Consider the following 17,597-nt stretch of genomic DNA (forward strand, 5'->3'; position numbering starts at 1 on the left):
ATGGGTGCCTGACACGAAAGCCTCTGATTTCGCAGATAGAACATGTGTGGCACAGCCGTTCTATAGGCTAACAGCCCGACATGGCACCTGCTAATGAAAATCCCGCGACTTTGGAATGACACGCACGTCGCGTGGATGCCTGCGCCCACCGACCTGACCTGCAATGGGATGTGTCGGGTGATCGCCGCGTGCATCCGGCGGCGGCATTGCATCCTCAGACAGAGCATCCAAACGGTCTGTCCGGTTCTCCAATTGATCAGCAACAACATGAATGACGCGCCCATCACTTTGCACGCGCCCGTGGACCACCAACAGACGCGCAGACATGATAACCGGGCGAAAATGGTCAAAAAGCTTTGGCCAGATTACAAGGTTTGCCACCCCGGTTTCGTCCTCCAGCGTGATAAAGCAGACGCCCTTTGCGCTGCCAGGTTTTTGACGCACCAGCACCAAGCCAGCCAGCGATACCTTCTGCCCGTGAAACATTCCCGGCAGTTCATCTGATGCTGCAAACCCCTGGCTGCGCAAACTGGCCCGAAAGAAGCTTAGCGGGTGCGCTTTGAGCGACAGGCGCAGTGTCTGATAGTCTGCCACAACATGTTCCGCCTGTGGCATCGTGGGCAGTGTGACCACAGGTTCTGCGCCCTCATCGCGGGCCTCTGCATGGGTAAAAATTGGCAGTTCGGGCGCGTCTTTTAACCCTTGCGCCTGCCACAGTGCCTGACGCCGATCTATGCCCATATTGCGCATGGCATCCGCCGCTGCCAGACGCCGGATGGTGCCGCGATCAAGGCGTGCGCGTGCTTTTAAATCCGCCACATCCACAAATGGCGCATCTCGGGCCGCCATGATCCGGGCGGCGGCATCCTCGCGCAGGCCATCCACTTGCCGCAGCCCCAGACGCACGGCAAAACCATCCTTGCAGGGTTCCAATGTGCAGTGCCAGTCAGAGAAATCCACATCCACCCCGCGCACCTCGACCCCGTGTTCGCGCGCATCGCGCACGATCTGGGCGGGGGCATAAAACCCCATCGGCTGGCTGTTCAGCAAAGCGGCACAAAAGGCATCGGGGTAATGGCATTTCATCCATGACGACACATAGACCAGCTTGGCAAAGCTGGCGGCATGGGATTCAGGAAACCCATATTCTCCAAACCCTTTGATCTGATCAAAACAGCGCTGGGCAAAGTCAGGGTCATAGCCGCGCTTCACCATGCGCCCCACCATTTTTTCCTGCAATTTCTCAATGGTGCCGCGTGACCGAAAAGTTGCCATGGCTTTGCGCAACTCATTGCTTTCCTGTGCGCTGAAACGGGCCGCATCCATCGCTATTTTCATGGCCTGTTCCTGAAAGATGGGCACCCCCAATGTCCGCCCCAGAATTTTCATCAATTCATCCTGTGGATGGTCCGGACCGGGGGCGGGATAACTGACCCCTTCCAGCCCCTGCCGTCGCCGCAGATAGGGGTGCACCATGTCGCCCTGAATGGGGCCTGGCCGCACGATTGCCACCTCGATCACCAGATCATAAAACTTTCGCGGTCGCAGCTTTGGCAGCATCGCCATCTGCGCGCGGCTTTCGACCTGAAAAACACCAAGGCTGTCGCCCGCACACAACATGTCATAAGTTTCGGCATCGGCCTGTGGGACACTGGCCAGATCGTGATCAATGCTGTGATGGGCACGCAAAAGATTAAAACATTTGGCGATACAGGTCAGCATCCCCAGCGCCAGAATGTCGACCTTGAAGATGCCCAAGGCATCAATGTCGTCCTTGTCCCACTCAATAAAAGACCGCTCTGGCATCGCGCCATTGCCGATCGGGACCATCTCGGTCAGCGGCCGCTCGGTCAGAATGAAACCGCCCACGTGCTGTGACAGATGGCGCGGCATCCCGGTCATTTGCCGCGCCAGAGTGATCACCCGGCGCAGATATGGATCAGACAAATCCATGCCCGCCTCCTGCACGCGTTTGTCGCCCACATCGGCCTCAAAACTACCCCAGACGGTGCCGGCAAGTTTGCTGGTCACATCTTCGGAAAGACCCATCGCCTTGCCCACCTCGCGGATCGCAGAACGTGGGCGATAGTGGATCACGGTGGCGCAAAGCCCCGCACGGTCCCGGCCATATTTGTGATACATGTACTGGATCACTTCCTCGCGTCGCTCGTGTTCAAAATCGACGTCGATGTCGGGTGGTTCGTCACGCTCTTCGCTTAAGAAACGTTCAAACAGAACGTCATGTTCGGCGGGGTCCACAGATGTGATGCCAAGGCAGAAACAGACTGCGGAATTGGCGGCCGACCCACGACCCTGACACAGGATCGGAGGTTCCGCCTCCTGACGGGCAAAGCGGACGATGTCATTGATGGTCAGGAAATAGCGGGCAATTTTCTTGGACCGGATCAGAGCAAATTCTTTTTCGATGATTGCGCGGATGTCGTCAGGCACGCCAGCAGGATACCGCGTCTCTGCCCCTTTCCATGTCAGGCGCTCCAATTCTTCCTGTGCGGTGCGCCCTTCAGGCTCAATCTCGTGCGGGTATTCATATTTCAGATCATCCAGCGAAAAGGCACAGGTATCCGCCACCTGGCGTGTGGCGCGGATGGCATGGGGCCAGCGGTCAAAAAGGCGGATCATTTCATGTGGTGGTTTGAGGTGGCGTTCGGCGTTGGCCTCAAGCAGAAATCCTGCCCTTTCAACTGTCGTCCCTTCGCGAATACAGGTCATCACATCCTGCAGGGGCCGCCGCTGTGGTGTGTGATAAAGCACGTCATTGGTGGCGAGTATGCCCAAGCCATGCGCGCGCGCGATGCTGTCCAACCGATTGATCCGGGCCACGTCATCGCCGCGATAGAGATACGTCGCCCCAATATGGCGCAGCCCGGGCACCGTGCGAACCACGCGGGGCAATCCCGCTTCGAATAGGTCCAGATTGGGACCGGGCATTATGATCAGTTGCACGCCCTCGGCATGGGATGCCAGCATTTCAAGCGTCAGATGAGTTTCACCCTTTTCCTGCCAGCCGCCATTCACATCGGCCATCTTGCCCTTGGACAGCAACATTGACAGCCGTGCATAGGCATCGCGGTCCATCGGATAGGCCAGCAGTTCGACACCGCACATCAACACCAGCCGCGTGCCAATTATGGGCCGCACCTTGGCTTTGCGCGCCTCGGTATGCATGCGCACGACCCCGGCCAGCGTGTTGTGATCGGCAATGCCAATGCTGTGATAGCCCAACAGGTTTGCCGTGGCGGTCAGGTCAACGGCATCAGACGCGGCACGCAGGAATGAAAAACAACTGGCAAGCCCCAATTCCACATATGGGCCGGGGTCGTGCCATTGAAACGGGTCATTGGTGTCTAGCGTGCGGCGTTTATGTCCTTCTTGCTGGGGCATTATTCAAACACCCCATGCAGAAACCATCGCGGCGCATCCCCGCGTCCATCGCCCAGTATGCCCTCGCGGTAGATCCAGAACCGCCGCCCATCTGTGACCTCGATCTTGTAATAATCGCGCAGCCGGGTACCGGGGCGGTCGCGCCACCATTCCGGCGCGATGCGTTCGGGTCCCTCGTGACGCGCGGTGAGATAGGCCACCCGCCGCCAGCGGAACCGGGCGGGTGGCCCTTCGGGCACCGCATAAAGCACAGTGATTTCTTCGGGCGGGGCCAGCAGGCGCAAGGGGCGGTCGCGGCTGAGTACGGGCGCATCAGCAGGGCCATGTGACAAAGCGGGGCGTGTGTGTTCGACCCGTTCGGGCAAATGGCTTTCGCACCACGCTGACCATGTGATTTTTTCCGGGCCCAGCCGGGCGGTTAGGCGGTCCAGCAAGGCGGCCACATCCGCCGACGTATCGCGGCTGCCATCTAGTCGGTCCTGGTGTTGTGACAGCGGTTCCACCCTGAGCGCCTCAAGGGTGAGTAGATCAAACCCAAAGCCGGGGTCGATTCCATCAAGCTTGCCTGTCAGGAGACGCAACATATGCGCGGCATCACGGCTTGCGCTGGCTGTGGCCACATCGCGGCTGCGCCATTCGCCGTCGACGCGGTAGATGGTCAGCCGCAACAGGCGTGCGCCCTGTTCTGCCTTGGCAAGCTGCGCGCACAGATCATCCGCCAGTGCATTCAGATGTGGTATGGGGTCAATCACCGGTTCCGGTAGACGCGCACGCACCAACCAGCGCTGTGCATCTGCGGGCGCGTTCAGCGGATCGGCACTGCGCCCCAAGGCGCGGTCGAGCAGGATCAGCGGATTGCGATCCTCAGTCATCTTGCCAAACCGCCGCATCATTGCGACACGCGGCACCGCATCAAGTGCACCAATGGTCTTGAGGCCCAGGCGCTGCAACAGGCGTATGGTATCGGCATCAATACGCAGGGCCGCAGCGGGCAAAGGGGCAAGGTGCGCCGCACTTTCATCCACACCGCAGATCGTGCTGGCTTTGCCATAGCGCGCCAGCATTTGTGCGGCACCACGTGTGGGCGCGATGGCCAGCCGCGCGGTCAGTCCCTGCATTTTGAACCGCACCCCCATATCGCGCAGCAATGCGGGCTCGCCCCCAAACAGATGTGCGGCCCCGGTCACGTCCATCACAATTCCATCGGTACCATCACGCACGGTCCAAGGGCACCAACGCCGCGCCCAATGCGCCACCTGGGTCAGCAACGCCTGATCGCCCTGCACATCGGCCTGTTCCACATGCAGGTCGGGATGGATAGCCTGTACATCAACCACCCGCGCGCCTTGTGTGATACCGCGTGCACGGGCGGCTGTACTTAGAGCATAGATGATCGGGCCGTGGCTGCCTTGCTGTGCCAGAACCACTGGCACATCATCCCCCGGCAGCGTCCGCTGTTGCGCCGTGATCCGCCGCCATCTGTCCATCGACAGGTCGGGGAAGTAGGCGGAGACGATCCGCTGCTGTGCGTGCCTTTGGGTCATATTCGGCCACCCACAGCCCCGGTGCGCGGCCCCGTGCCCGGAACAATTCCGCCTCCCACAATGGTACGCCGGGGGCCCCGGCATCGTGCGGATGTTTTTGCGATGAAACGGAGGACACCCGCCAGCGTTCGCGCGCCGCAGAGAGCGCGCCGGGATCGCCTGATCGGATCAGCCAGATGGGTACCTTTGAGGCTTCGGCGCGCAGGGCCAGCCGTTTGGTTGCGGTAAAGCTGAGCACCTCGGGCGCGCCATGAATTTCGCCGACCACAGCGGCCAATCCGGCACAGGCTGCCCCTTCCTCCATCGCCCAAAGGACGTCGCGGGGATGGCTGACTTCGACCCGCAGCACGCGCCCCTTGAAGCCAAACCTGCGCAGGGCAGCACCATAAAGCCGCCCGTTTTCGCGGCGTGACATGCGGTCGCTGACCCATAGAACAGGGGACGCAGTGTCGGGCAGGCAGGCCAGCACAAAACCTGTCACCGCAGCATCGAACGGCCCCCCTGCCAGCACATCGCGCAGCACCGCATCGCCCCCGTTTGGGGCGGGCACGTCCCTGACAAGACGTTTTGCGGACAGGGAGATCACCTGCCCAAAAGGGGAATCGGTTGGCATGCATGCCTCCAGTATGTTCACTTTTTGTTCTACATGAAAAGGTTGCAGATGGCGAGACACATTTATGGGGTGGGTTCGTCAGGTAAAGCGGGTACATAAAGCGCTTCAAGGCGGACCTGATGTGGCCCGCCTTGAAAATATCACTCTCTCCAGAGGATGCTCAGTTTTGTGACAGGCTTGCCGCCAACCGCATCAATTGGACAGCTTCAGCGCGATAGCCAAACGGATCGTTACCCTTGGTGCTGTTCGCAAGGGCGATGGCATCGGCATACGACCAATCACCCAGATAGGGGCTGCCGCGCAGCAGTTGACCAAAGCCCGCGATGGCGGTGGCAAACCCCGCGTCCGCTTGCGCGGTGTCCGTGCTGATCGGGGCCTCGATCAACTGGCTGGTCGCAGCCCCAGGGGCCTTGTACCGCAGACGCAAAAAGCCAAGTTCATCATTGCTGTCGGTCGCGGTGTCCGATGTGCCATAGCGCAACGGATCACTGAGTTGCGCAGGTGAGCCAACGGGCGTGACTTCATAAAGCGCCGTCACCTGATGGCCCACGCCAATGTCACCCGCATCCACCTTGTCGTTGTTGAAATCCTCGCGGCGCAGGGCGCGCGTTTCATACCCGATCAGACGGTATTCGGCGACTTGGGCGGGGTTGAATTCAACCTGAATTTTGACGTCATTGGCGATGGGGAACAACGCACCTCCCAATTGATCCACCAGCACCTTTTGCGCCTCTGACAATGTGTCGATATAGGCCGCCTGGCCGTTGCCGTTCTGGGCCAAGGCCTGCATGGTGGCGTCGTCAAGGTTGCCGCGACCAAAGCCAAGAACACTGAGATAGGTGCCGGTTTCGCGCTTGTCAGCAATATAGTTTTTCAGCGCTTCAGGGTCAGAAAGCCCCACATTGAAATCGCCATCCGTGGCAAGGATAACGCGGTTTACATCGCCGTCTTCGGCCATGGCTGCAGCGGTAGCATAGGCCTGCTGCAGACCTGCCTGACCCGCTGTGGACCCACCCGCGCCAAGATTGTCGAGGGCGGCGAGAATCGTGGCGCGCTCTCCTGCCGGAGTGGGTGCCAGCACCTGTCCGGCACTGCCCGCATAGGTGACGATGGCGATCTGATCTTCGGGACGCAATTGGCCCAACATCAGGCGAAAGCTCTGTTTGAGCAGGGGCAGCTTGTCAGGGTTGTTCATTGACCCGGAAGTGTCGATCAGGAACACGAGGTTTAGGGGTGGGCGATCAGTGGCATCCGGCACCGCACCTTGGATGCCGATTTGCACAAGCCGGGTGTCGGGGTTCCATGGGGTCTGGGTGATGGAGACGGTCGGGCGAAAAGCCGCGTCCGCATCGGGAGTAGGATAGTCGTAGGGGAAATAATTCACCATTTCCTCTATCCGTATCGCGTCGGTATTGGGTAGGTATCCGTTCGTCAGTGAGTTACGGATCACCGCATAGGATGCGGTGTCGACGTCGATAGAGAAAGTCGAGACAGGTTCCTCAGTGACAATGTGCACCGGGTTGGTATCGGCATTGGCAAATTCCTCGGTGTTGGGCAATTCCAATTGTGGCGCTTCATCCGCCACAAGGCCGCCCACTACGTACCCCTCGGTCTGCACCCGGGAGCGTGTCAATTCGACTGGGGAAGAGGGAACGGGCGCGGGCAGAGAATTAAGACTGGCGACCCCACCACTTTCAGTTTGGAACGTAGCACCATCAGACAGGCTTTCTGAATCCGCTTCGGTCAGGTCCAAACTCGGCGTTATAGACAGGGACTGTTCCTCACGCACTTCGCGCTTTGTGGTGTCAGTCCGCTCAGCCAAAATGGGTCCAGCCGCTTCGGGCTTGGGTACCTGTTTGCTCGCTGGAATACTGCCGTAATCAGCTTCGTTGATGCCGCCGGGGTTCAGCAGGTTGTCGCCAATTTGCGTAAAAGCAATAAGGCCAATGGCGATCAATGCGGTTGATGCGGTCAGACCCGCGCGGGATGTCAGTGTATTTAGCATAATCTTCGCTCCTGTCCAAAGGCCCGTCATCGGGCGATTGGAAGTAGGACGCGCGTCCTTATGCGATCCTTGGAGGGTTTCGAAATTTTTCTGCGCCAGCGCGATATTTTCGGCCCGACGTGCGGCATCGGGGCGCGGGGTAACGGCGTTCATCATGTTTTTCAGTTCTTTGAGGTCGCCGCTCATTGCTCTTCCTCCTTGCGCATCTGCGCGAGTTGTTTCTTGGCCTGAGATATCCGCCAGCTGATAGTGCCTTCGGATACGCCCAGAATGTCGCCCGCTTGGGCATGTGTCATGTCATCCAGCACCAATGCCAATGTGTCGCGCAGGTCGTCGGGCAGGACGCGCATGGCGCAGGTCAGCCAATCGACGGCCTTTGCTGTTTCTGTATCGGCGGCGCGACGGTTCACTTCCCAATCTCCCCAGCCAGATGCCGCTTTGGCATGGGTTGCCGCACGGCGGCGGCGGTCGTGGGCAGCGTTGACGCACAGACGGTAGAGCCACGTGGTGAGCGCCGCGTCGCCCCGGTAGCTGCGCAGTTTTGCGGGCAGGGCGGCGCAAATATCTTGGGTCAGATCCTCTGCGTCTGCTTGTGATCCGGTCAACCGAAAGCACAGGCGAAACAGCCGGTCATACTGCCGCTCCAACAGATTGGAGAATGCCGCCGCATCGCCCCCTGCTGCGGCAAGCGCCAGAGTTTCATTGCTGGTTTTCATCAACATCACGTAAGTTGGACGCTGGGCAGGCGTCAATCCTTGGTGGAACCTCGAAAAAATCCTCTGATTGTTTCAAACAAACGAATTATCAACTGTTTTGGGTGAGTTTGAAGCAACTTGAAATGTGCTGGGGCCTGAATGCTGCGATTGAGTTTTGTGATTTTGGGGCTGCTTGCTGCCCCCGGCCTTGTGCTGGCCGAGGCTGGGTCACTCTTTTCAGGAAGCACGATGGCGGTGGCGCGTGGCGGGGTCATCCCAGTCAGGGGGACGGTGTTCACCGCGCCACGTTCCAGTCTTTTCATCGGACGTGCAGAAATGGGCCTGTTCGCTGATCCGCCTGCGCATGAACCTGTCTATGACGATGCGTCCTATCAGGGGGTCGGTGGCGCGGATGCTGTGCATATCAGACATCTGATTGGACAGGCGGAATCGCGGCGGGACGGGTATGATGCGGTGCAGCACGGCGCGCGTATCAAACCCGCCAAGCAACCAACCAAGATGACACTCGGTGAAATCTATCAGTGGATTGAAGACACGCCCGGTCAACCCCACGCCATCGGACGCTATCAGTTTATTCCAAAGACGCTGTTGCGCGTGGCGCGCAAGATAGGGGCGCTGCCGGATCAGCGCTTTTCCCCGCAACTTCAGGACAGGCTTGCTGATGTGTTGCTGGCAGAGGCAGGATTGCACGAGTTTCGCGCAGGCAAGCTGTCGCGCGTGTCGTTTATGAACAACCTTGCAAAAATATGGGCCGGTTTGCCGACGTCATCCGGGAGGTCTTATTATGATGGATATGCAGGGAACAAGGCGTCAATGACCTGGGCGAGATTTGACGCCGAAATGGCGCGCGTGGAACCGGGCTGATGCCGCAACATGACAAAGGGCAGCAAGTGAGGCTGCCCCTTGAGTTTGTGTATTTTTTGAACAATGAAATGTCGGTTCAGACACTCATGCATATGTATTTCATTTCCAGGTAATCTTCGATCCCGTGGTGTGATCCTTCGCGGCCCAGACCGGATTGTTTGACGCCACCAAAGGGCGCAACTTCTGTCGAGATGATCCCTGTGTTGACGCCGACGATGCCGTATTCAAGTGCTTCGGCGACCTTGTAGACACGGCTGAGATCCTTTGCATAGAAATAGGAGGCAAGGCCAAAGATCGTGTCATTGGCCATGGCGATCACGTCGTCTTCGGTGTCAAATTTGAACAGCGGTGCGAGGGGTCCGAATGTTTCCTCTGTCGCGACTTTCATGTCCTGGGTCACGCCGGTGACAATGGTCGGGGCGAGGAAGTTGCCCTGCATGTCACCACTATTGCCCAACATTACCGTGCCGCCCTTGGCAATGGCGTCTTCGATGTGTTCTTTGACCTTTTCGCCGGCCGCAGGGTTGATCAGCGGGCCAAGTTCGACGCCTTCTTCAAAGCCATCGCCAACTTTCATTTTCTCGACCCGTGCTTTGAGTTTCTGAGCGAAAGCGTCATAGACACCGGCTTGAACGTAAATGCGGTTTGCACAGACACATGTCTGGCCGTTGTTGCGGAATTTGCACAGGATCGCTCCTTCAACGGCTGCATCCAGATCGGCATCATCAAAGACAATGAAGGGGGCGTTTCCACCCAGTTCCATTGAGCATTTCATAACCTGATCGGCGGCTTGTTTCAGCAAGATGCGCCCGACTTCGGTTGAGCCCGTGAAGGTGATCTTGCGTACTGCAGGGTTTTCGCAGAATTCCTTGCCCACGGCAGAGGAAGACGAGGATGGCACGACGTTGAACACGCCCGCAGGGATGCCTGCGCGTTCGGCCAGCACGCCCATCACGATGGCCGACAGTGGCGTTTCCGCAGCAGGGCGTGCCACGAACGCACAACCAGCGGCCAATGCCGGGGCTGCCTTGCGGGTGATCATCGCGTTGGGAAAGTTCCACGGCGTGATGGAGGCCGCGACGCCGATAGGTTGTTTGATCACGGTGATGCGTTTGTCACGCTGGTGACCGGGGATTGTTTCGCCGTAGATGCGTTTGGCCTCTTCGCCAAAAAATTCGATGAAGGACGCACCATAAGCGATCTCGCCTTTGGCTTCTGCCAGTGGTTTGCCTTGTTCGGCGGTCAGGATGACGCCCAGATCGTGCTGGTTTTCCATCATCAGATCGAACCATTTGCGCAAGACGCCCGCGCGTTCCTTGCCAGTCCATGTTGCCCAATCCTTTTGCGCGGCTTCTGCCTGAGCGATGGCTCCGGCAACCTGTGCACGGCTCAGGTTTGCGACTTTGGCGATCACGTCACCGCGCGCCGGGTTGGTCACGTTAAACGTCCCATCATCGCCATCGACCCATTTTCCGCCTATATAGGCGCGGGTTTCAAGAAGGCTGGGGTCGTTGAGCATGGATTTCAGGTCAGTTGTTGCGTCAGTCATTTTGGTGTCTCCGCTTTTGGTTATGGCACCCAAAGCAACAAAGGCTATGATTGTCCAGTTCGAGTTTGCTATGTAACCCTTTTAGGAGACCGCTGAATGACGCTTGATGATGCTTACGCCAACGCTGCTTATATCCCCCAAGCAGAGGATTACCCGCCGCGCTGGGCCGCGCAAGCAGCAGCGTTTCGCGATGCGCAAGGTGCGCGGGGACAGATCGGTGTGCGGTATGGGCCAAGTGACCGACAGGTGTTTGATTTCTTTCAGCCGACGGGTGTGTCGCGCGGCACAATGATGTTTGTGCATGGCGGTTATTGGAAAGCATTTGATGCGTCGTCTTTTTCGCATCTTGCTGCAGGTGCCCTGGCGCGGGGGTGGGCTGTGGCGTTGCCGAGCTATGACTTGTGTCCCGATGTCCGGATCTCTGAAATCAGCACGCAAATTGCGGCGGCACTGACCGAAGTGGCCAACCGGACGCAGGGTCCGATTGCGTTGGCGGGACATTCGGCTGGCGGGCATTTGGTCGCCCGTATGACCGACCCGTTGTTGGTTTCGGGCGACGTGCGCGACCGTATCGAACAGATCGTCGCAATTTCACCGGTTGCAGATCTGACGCCTTTGCTGCAAACGTCGATGAATGAGATCTTGCAATTGGACGCGGCTGAGGCAGAGGCGGAAAGCCCGGTGAATATGAGCCCGCCACATGGGGTGAATGTCGCGGTTTGGGTCGGATCAGAAGAACGGCCTGTGTTCCTTGAACAGGCCGAAGCCTTTGCCAGAACCTGGGGCGCGCGGCATGTCGTGGTCGAAGGCAAACACCATTTTGATATCATTGATGGGTTGGCAGACCCTGAAAGTGATCTGGTTGCCGCGCTGTTGGGGCTGAAATAACGTGTGAATCTTGAAGCATATTCTGGCGTGGTCAGATGAGGGTGGTATAAGATGACGGCGTCGATGCATGGTGCGGACATGACGCGGAATGTCGCGCTTTACCCATGGTTCAAGTTTTTCCAAAACCTCATATTCTGGCAAGCGGTATGGTTCCTGTTTTTCCAGTCGCAGTTGTCAGCGGCTGAGGCGCTTTTGCTTTATGCCATTTATGATGTGGCAACGACGGCGCTTGAGGTTCCGTCGGGATATATGTCGGACAAATGGGGGCGCCGCCCAACCTTGATTGCGGCCGCGGTTGCGGGATGTGCGGGGTCGGGGCTGATTGCGCTGGGCGGTGGGTTTTGGGCTTTTGCCCTGGCTCAGGTCTTGCTGGGGGCAAGCGCCGCTTTTGCATCGGGGACAGACAACGCATTACTGTATGAATCACTGGCTGGGACGGGGCGTTCAGACGAAGTTGAGGCGCAAGAAACCCGCGGCTGGCAGTTCACCTTAACGGCGCTGGCATTGTCGGCGTTCTTTGGTGGGATCATCGCGCAATACAGCTATGGTGCCGCTTTCGCGGCGGCGGCCGTTGCCATGGCGATTGCCTGTTTGATTGCCTTTCGATTTCACGAACCCCCCCACGATGCCCAGCACGTGGGCAGTGTCGCAGACAGCACGCAATGGCATTTGTTTCGCAGCGCGATGAAACAACCCGTGCTGGTCTGGTTGTTCTCGTTGTCGGTGCTGATGTACGGGTTCAGCCATATCCCATTTGTCTTTGGTCAACCCTTTATCCAGGAAGCATTGAACAGTGTGGGTTGGCATGCAGAGGCCCCTCTGGTCAGCGGGTCGGTTTCCGCCCTGATGATGATGGTGTCCGTTGTTGCATCGCTTTTTGCAATACGGCTGCGACAGCGCATTGGCCTTCCTGCCATTCTGGTATTGGCATTTGGCATCCAGATCGCGCTTATTGCCACGCTGGCCGTGACCAACAGTATCCTTGCCATCGCGGTCCTATTCTTGCGAATGGTGCCCAATTCGCTGGCCCGGCCGTTTATCATCGCCCGAATGCAGCCCTTGCTGAGCGATGCGGGACGGGCGACATTCTTGTCCGTGCAAAGCTTTTTCGGGCGACTGCTGTTTGCGGCAACGCTTTTGTTGGCCTCTGCAAATGTGCCAGACGGGTCTGAATTTGCATATGGCGATATTCAACAGACGTTGGCGTGGTATGTGATTGCAGGATGTGCATTCTTCTCGATCCTTCTGGCCACCGTCCGACGTGCGAAGATTGCGGTCAAGCAAGAGGGTCAGAGCCGGATCACGTAGTCCTTGGTGGTTGTTTCGAGCACTTCCCAGGTTCCCGCGAAACCAGGACGAATGATAAAGCTGTCACCAGCGTTCAGCGTGACAGGGTCAGCACCGTCCTGGGTGATCACGGACACCCCGGACAGGATGTGGAAATATTCCCATTCGTCATAGACGACGCGCCATTTTCCCGGCGTTGACTGCCAAATACCGCAGCAAAGCCCCTCGATTTCTTCGACGTTCCAGGTCTTGAACTCAGGATCGCCAGAGATCAGTCTATTGGTAGCAGGCCGGTCATTTTCAACATCGCCTCCAGGTGTCAGGCGGAATAATTTTTCAGACATGCAAAGGCTCCTCGTACTTTGGCTCTGGGTAGCGTTCCCCCTTTTCAATGGTCAAGGCATTTGTCACACTGTTCAAAAATTCGCAGGGCATGGATGTAAATCATCATAACATTCCCTATGTAATTGTTAACGTATTGAAAGACAGGAGCGTTTCATGGCTAATTTGGATGCACAGGTTAAGGAATCTCAGACACAGGTTGCCGAGGCACAAAGCAAAATTGCCGAGTTGACCAGCCGGATCGAGACGGCGCGCGCCAAACTCAAGACTGGCGACGATGCGATGATCGACATCGAAAATGCCTCGCTTGAGGATGTGCATGCCCATACGGACGTGATGAACGCCAATATCGCCGAGTTGATTATGGGGCTTGATGATGTGACCGCCGGGTTCAGCCGTGACTTCGACGAAATGCGCAACAAGACTGGCATGGAAAGCATCATCGGGATCTTTTCCAAGGCCAAGTCGGACAGCATGCGTCAAGAACGGGTACGGTCGGCGTCAATCGATGACAAGTTGCAGGACTTGATTTCAAAGTCCGACATCATTGTGCAACTGCTCGAAGGGCAGTTGGCAATGCTGGAGGAGCAAAAGACAAAGGTTGAGGCCAACCTGACCGAAACGCTGGATGAGCGTGAAATGACTGTGGGAGAGTTGGAAACCATCCGCAGCGATGTTCAGGCCATGGACCCGACGATTATCAAAGTTGAGAATGCGATTGCATCCGAGACAGACGCGGCGAAACGGACCAAATTGGAAACCGAATTGGCTGACCTGAATACCAAGTACAATGCTTTGGTTCAGGACGAGCAGGTCAAACTGGCCAAGTCGCAGACTCTGGAACGCTATATTGAAAAAGGCAAAACCTGGATCGATTCACTGCAGAACCAAGCGGCGACGCAGATGGTTTTGATTAACAAATTGCAGACTGACACCAAACAGCGTGTGGTTTTGTATGACGCGCTGACCAAGTCTTTGAAGACGGCGCAGCAGCAGGATGTGGCCCACCGGATCAATGAGATCGGCGTCAAAACGGACCAAGAGGCGCAATCGGCGATGGCGGGTATCGGGTCGGCCACGAATGCACGCATGGCCGAGATGATGGAAAAGCACGAAGACCATATGGTGTTTGCGCGGGAGGTGCTTGAGGCGAAGGCGAAGGCGGATGAACGGTTCGCACGGCGGTTTGCCAAGATCATCGAGAAGCATGACAGCAATCAGTATGGGGCGTGAGGCCTCCTTGTATATCCGATTCCCGAACGGGAAATATTGAATGACTGACAACACCCCCAACAAAGACCACGTCGGCCTGACCGACACCTTTGCCTCGCGCCGGTATTTCCGAAAATTCGAAGGCATCATGCGACACATGCTGGATGTTGCGGGCGTGATGGAGGCCGAGCAAAAGCTGAACCGGGACGAGGTCGCGATTCTGACCCGCTATGCGGCCAAGTTGACCCATACTTTCCGTGCGCTGAGCCTTAAATACCTGCTGGTTGGGCGCAACACCGGGCGGTTTTTTGGATCTCTGACGATGGACGACCGCGATAGTGGATTTCCTGTGGCAGCGGAGATCATGACGATGGCCAATGATGCGCAGCAAGCGGCCACGCATCTGGAGAATATGGCGTCTGAAACAACCCTGAAAAACGAGATGGTGCAGACGATTTTGGGCGACCGGGAGGTGCCGACGAAACTGCAATTCGCTTTGTCACAGCGACTTTATTACGAAGAGCTGGCGAAGGGCGATCTGTTCTGGGTTCAGAATGATCCGCAGGCGGATTGGACTGGGAACAAGTCAGAACAGCGGCGCACCTTTCGGCTACACTGGGCGACGTACGATTCACAGGTCAATCTGCCGGTGATCTATCTGATGGAGCTTGAGGACACGGGCAGTGTTGCTCTGCCCAAGGACGAACGGCGTTGGCCGGAAGTGCAGGCGCACCTGAGTGCGCAGGCGCTGGGCGGATTGAAGTTGGTCACTATCGCGCGCGGATTTGATCAGGACTTTGACGATCTGCATCCAAAGCGGTTGCGGCGGTTCCATCTGGGACCGATGTACAGCCATGCCTTTACCCGGCAAGCTGGACCCCTGCGCGAGGTATTGGCTGATGCAAAAGCACCTGTGGGGCAAGACTGGGCGCTGGTCTGGACAGAAGAGGAACTGTTGTCGGACCGGGTGATTGAAGAGAAATCGGGCTGGTTTTCGACGGTCGAACGGGAGGTCTTTGCGCTGGATCCCTTTGGAGCGCAAGGCCCGGACCTTGGGGCGACACGGTCAGAGCGCAGCATCATCCTGCCGCAGCGGCCCTTTCAGGTTTTAGAGGAAAAGAACCTGCCGGGTTTTGGATCGGTGCGCAAATTTGTCGTCAGTCCACAGGGGCGGGTGTTGCAGTATTAGCTGCGTAGTACCGAAGATGTATATTTTAAGAACAATGAAGATGAGTTGAAAATATGAGCCAGACCTCAGACGCCATGGAACTCCGAGAGGAGGACATCAAGAAACATATTTCGGTGGCCGGTGCGCTGTTGGAAGGGTTTGATCATGCGCCGCGGATTGGCACGCCTTTGGCGGCGGATGCCCCTGCCGAGAAGTCCAGCGGCATTGGAACGCGGCGGCGGTTCCGTTCGACGACGCCGGGGCTGGTGACGCAACGCAACGTGGCCAGCGCAGGTGTACAGCTGATTGGGCGCATTGCCCGGGCGGATGATGGCGATATGCTTGTTTCCCCGGTGCAAGCGACCGTCATGCACGCCTTGCGCCGGGCGGTGGCGATTGCGCTGGCGGTGGCAGAGAATTATGCGGATCAGTCCGGACTGGGCGATTTGAAGCGGGCTAATCTGGAAGGCAGTTTGCCTGCTGCGCGGAAGACCGAATTTTCGGAGTTGCTGGCCGGTGAGGCGTTGGTGACGCTTTATGTCTTTGGCAATGCTGTGGCCTATCTGTTGTCATCGCATTTGACCGAAGTGACTGTCGAAGTGGGCGATGTGGACGAGGTGCTGACCGACAACGGTCAGGTTGCCCTGCACGGCGCGCTGTGGGAGCTGGATCAGGATATTGCATCCCATGCGAGCGATGATGCGCGGCTGGTGGGGACTGTCTGTGCCTTTGCTGAGATGCTGATGGAGAAAGTTGCGTTGCGTGCGCAGACTGCGCCGCGATTGGAAAGTTTCAAGGGGGCCGCGTGGCGGGTTGAGGCGGATGATTTTACCGTGCGCGGGTTCAGCCCGGCGTCCAAGGCGAAGTCGACCAAGCTGACCATGACATTCAAAAAGCCCAACGAGGTTGTCGGCAACCACATCGCGAAATATCAGGCGATGAAGCTGGCCAAGATGCTGATGGCCTATGACTTTGACCGTCGCTTGAACCCGTTTGCGGACCTTGGCGGGTTCATCTTTACCTTCATGGGCGATGGCGCGCCGGGGACGGGGAAGACAACGCTGATCCAGATGATGGCAGGCTTGGTGAATGAATATTGCCTGAACGCGGGCTATCCGTTTCGGTATCAGAACCTTTCGACGGACAATATTGACAGCTATCAGGGCAAGTCGGGCCAGAACGCCAAGGCGTTTATCAACAACATCATTGATCCCTCGGTGATCGGCTTTGGCACCATTGACGACATTGACCAACTGGCGGGCAAGCGTGGGGATCGGCAGTCGTCAGCGGGGCAGTTGGAGATCACTGCGGTGCTGATGGAATCGTTTGCCGGGGCCAATACCGTGGTGCGCGGAAATTGTACGTTTGGGATGTTCTCGAACTATCCTGAGAACGTCGATGATGCCCTGCGCCAGCGGGCCGGGGCGCGGTTTCTGGTCGATGGGCCACAGACGCGGGATGATTACATCGACATCCTGAACCTGCTGATGGGCAAGAACCACGATATTCCGCTGGGCGATCATGAACCCTTTGCCGCGCAGGAGATCAAGAAGGCGGTGGCAGCATCGTTTGAATCGCATTCCCGACCGCATGAGGAGGGGCTGATGCGCGTGTTTGATCAGGTGTCAAAGGACATCGGCGCGCTGGATACGATTGCCAAGCTGGGGACGTATTTGAAGGGCATTCAGGAGGCGGATGAGCGCTTTACCGGCCGCGCGATCAAGAACATCACGGACGCGGTCAAGGTGCGGGCGATGGACTTTGAATTGCCGGACGAATGGATGGAGCAGCCAGACCTGTTCCTGTTCAAACCCTACGATGAAAAGCTGGCGATGATCAAAGACATGCGCAAGCCGATCACGGTGGAAATGGTGATTCAAGAGATCAACCGGTACGCGGATTCCGAGTTTAGGTATGCTGACAAGTCGGATGAGATCGCGATTGAGAATGCGGTGCGGGACATGCAGCGGATGGAGGCGGCGAAGAAGCGGTATTTGAGTGGGGGTG

The 17,597-nt window shown here is 57.7% G+C and carries 13 protein-coding genes; 6 read left to right on the forward strand and 7 right to left on the reverse strand.

Annotated features, from left to right (window positions below; translation table 11 throughout):
* Positions 1-90 precede the first annotated feature (90 nt).
* The 5 genes from ACEWL3_RS09925 to ACEWL3_RS09945 all read right to left on the reverse strand — a co-directional run bounded on the left by ACEWL3_RS09925 (position 91) and on the right by ACEWL3_RS09945 (position 8,280).
* Complete coding sequence (locus ACEWL3_RS09925; RefSeq protein WP_386182256.1) at positions 91-3,402, reverse strand: error-prone DNA polymerase; 3,312 nt, start codon at positions 3,400-3,402, stop codon at positions 91-93.
* Positions 3,402-4,946 carry a Y-family DNA polymerase gene (locus tag ACEWL3_RS09930; protein WP_386182254.1) on the reverse strand — a complete coding sequence of 515 codons (1,545 nt, stop codon included), beginning with the start codon at positions 4,944-4,946 and terminating at the stop codon, positions 3,402-3,404. Before ACEWL3_RS09930 ends, ACEWL3_RS09925 begins: the two co-directional genes overlap by 1 nt.
* Positions 4,837-5,559 carry an ImuA family protein gene (locus tag ACEWL3_RS09935; RefSeq protein WP_386182252.1) on the reverse strand — a complete coding sequence of 241 codons (723 nt, stop codon included), beginning with the start codon at positions 5,557-5,559 and terminating at the stop codon, positions 4,837-4,839. Before ACEWL3_RS09935 ends, ACEWL3_RS09930 begins: the two co-directional genes overlap by 110 nt.
* Positions 5,560-5,719: 160 nt before the next feature.
* Entirely contained in the window at positions 5,720-7,750 is a 2,031-nt protein-coding gene (locus ACEWL3_RS09940) for a vWA domain-containing protein (protein ID WP_386182250.1), read from the reverse strand.
* Positions 7,747-8,280, reverse strand: a complete 534-nt coding sequence (locus ACEWL3_RS09945) for an RNA polymerase sigma factor (protein WP_386182248.1) — start codon at positions 8,278-8,280, stop codon at positions 7,747-7,749. The genes ACEWL3_RS09940 and ACEWL3_RS09945 overlap by 4 nt, the downstream gene beginning before the upstream one ends.
* 138 nt (positions 8,281-8,418) lie before the next feature.
* Between ACEWL3_RS09945 and ACEWL3_RS09950 the strand changes: the two genes are divergently transcribed.
* Entirely contained in the window at positions 8,419-9,144 is a 726-nt protein-coding gene (locus tag ACEWL3_RS09950) for a hypothetical protein (RefSeq protein ID WP_386182246.1), read from the forward strand.
* Between the two features lie 76 nt (positions 9,145-9,220).
* On the opposite strand, the gene ACEWL3_RS09955 is transcribed toward ACEWL3_RS09950, so the two are convergent.
* On the reverse strand, positions 9,221-10,693 hold the full coding sequence (locus ACEWL3_RS09955) for an NAD-dependent succinate-semialdehyde dehydrogenase (protein ID WP_386182244.1): 1,473 nt from the start codon (positions 10,691-10,693) through the stop codon (positions 9,221-9,223).
* A gap of 96 nt (positions 10,694-10,789) precedes the next feature.
* Here ACEWL3_RS09955 and ACEWL3_RS09960 point away from each other — a divergent pair, with 96 nt between their 5' ends.
* Both ACEWL3_RS09960 and ACEWL3_RS09965 read left to right on the forward strand, forming a co-directional pair.
* The gene (locus tag ACEWL3_RS09960; protein WP_386182242.1) at positions 10,790-11,581 is read left to right on the forward strand and encodes a hormone-sensitive lipase; all 792 of its coding nucleotides are present in this window, start codon (positions 10,790-10,792) and stop codon (positions 11,579-11,581) included.
* Positions 11,582-11,632: 51 nt separating this feature from the next.
* Complete coding sequence (locus tag ACEWL3_RS09965) at positions 11,633-12,889, forward strand: MFS transporter (RefSeq protein ID WP_386182240.1); 1,257 nt, start codon at positions 11,633-11,635, stop codon at positions 12,887-12,889.
* Here the strand turns inward: ACEWL3_RS09965 and ACEWL3_RS09970 are convergent.
* Positions 12,871-13,212 (reverse strand): cupin domain-containing protein, encoded by a 342-nt coding sequence (locus tag ACEWL3_RS09970; protein WP_386182238.1) that lies wholly within the window; start codon positions 13,210-13,212, stop codon positions 12,871-12,873. The genes ACEWL3_RS09965 and ACEWL3_RS09970 overlap by 19 nt on opposite strands.
* 154 nt (positions 13,213-13,366) lie before the next feature.
* On the opposite strand from ACEWL3_RS09970, the gene ACEWL3_RS09975 reads away from it, so the two are divergent.
* From ACEWL3_RS09975 to ACEWL3_RS09985, 3 genes are all read left to right on the forward strand, one after another.
* On the forward strand, positions 13,367-14,443 hold the full coding sequence (locus tag ACEWL3_RS09975) for a coiled-coil domain-containing protein (protein ID WP_386182236.1): 1,077 nt from the start codon (positions 13,367-13,369) through the stop codon (positions 14,441-14,443).
* A gap of 40 nt (positions 14,444-14,483) precedes the next feature.
* Positions 14,484-15,611, forward strand: coding sequence for a hypothetical protein (locus ACEWL3_RS09980; RefSeq protein WP_386182234.1), 1,128 nt, complete (start codon positions 14,484-14,486; stop codon positions 15,609-15,611).
* A 53-nt stretch (positions 15,612-15,664) separates the two neighbouring features.
* Positions 15,665-17,597 (forward strand): AAA family ATPase (locus ACEWL3_RS09985; protein ID WP_435000803.1); only part of this gene is annotated, 1,933 nt, incomplete at its 3' end.

This window comes from Sulfitobacter sediminivivens, from assembly GCF_042611115.2.
Lineage (GTDB): Bacteria > Pseudomonadota > Alphaproteobacteria > Rhodobacterales > Rhodobacteraceae > Sulfitobacter > Sulfitobacter sediminivivens.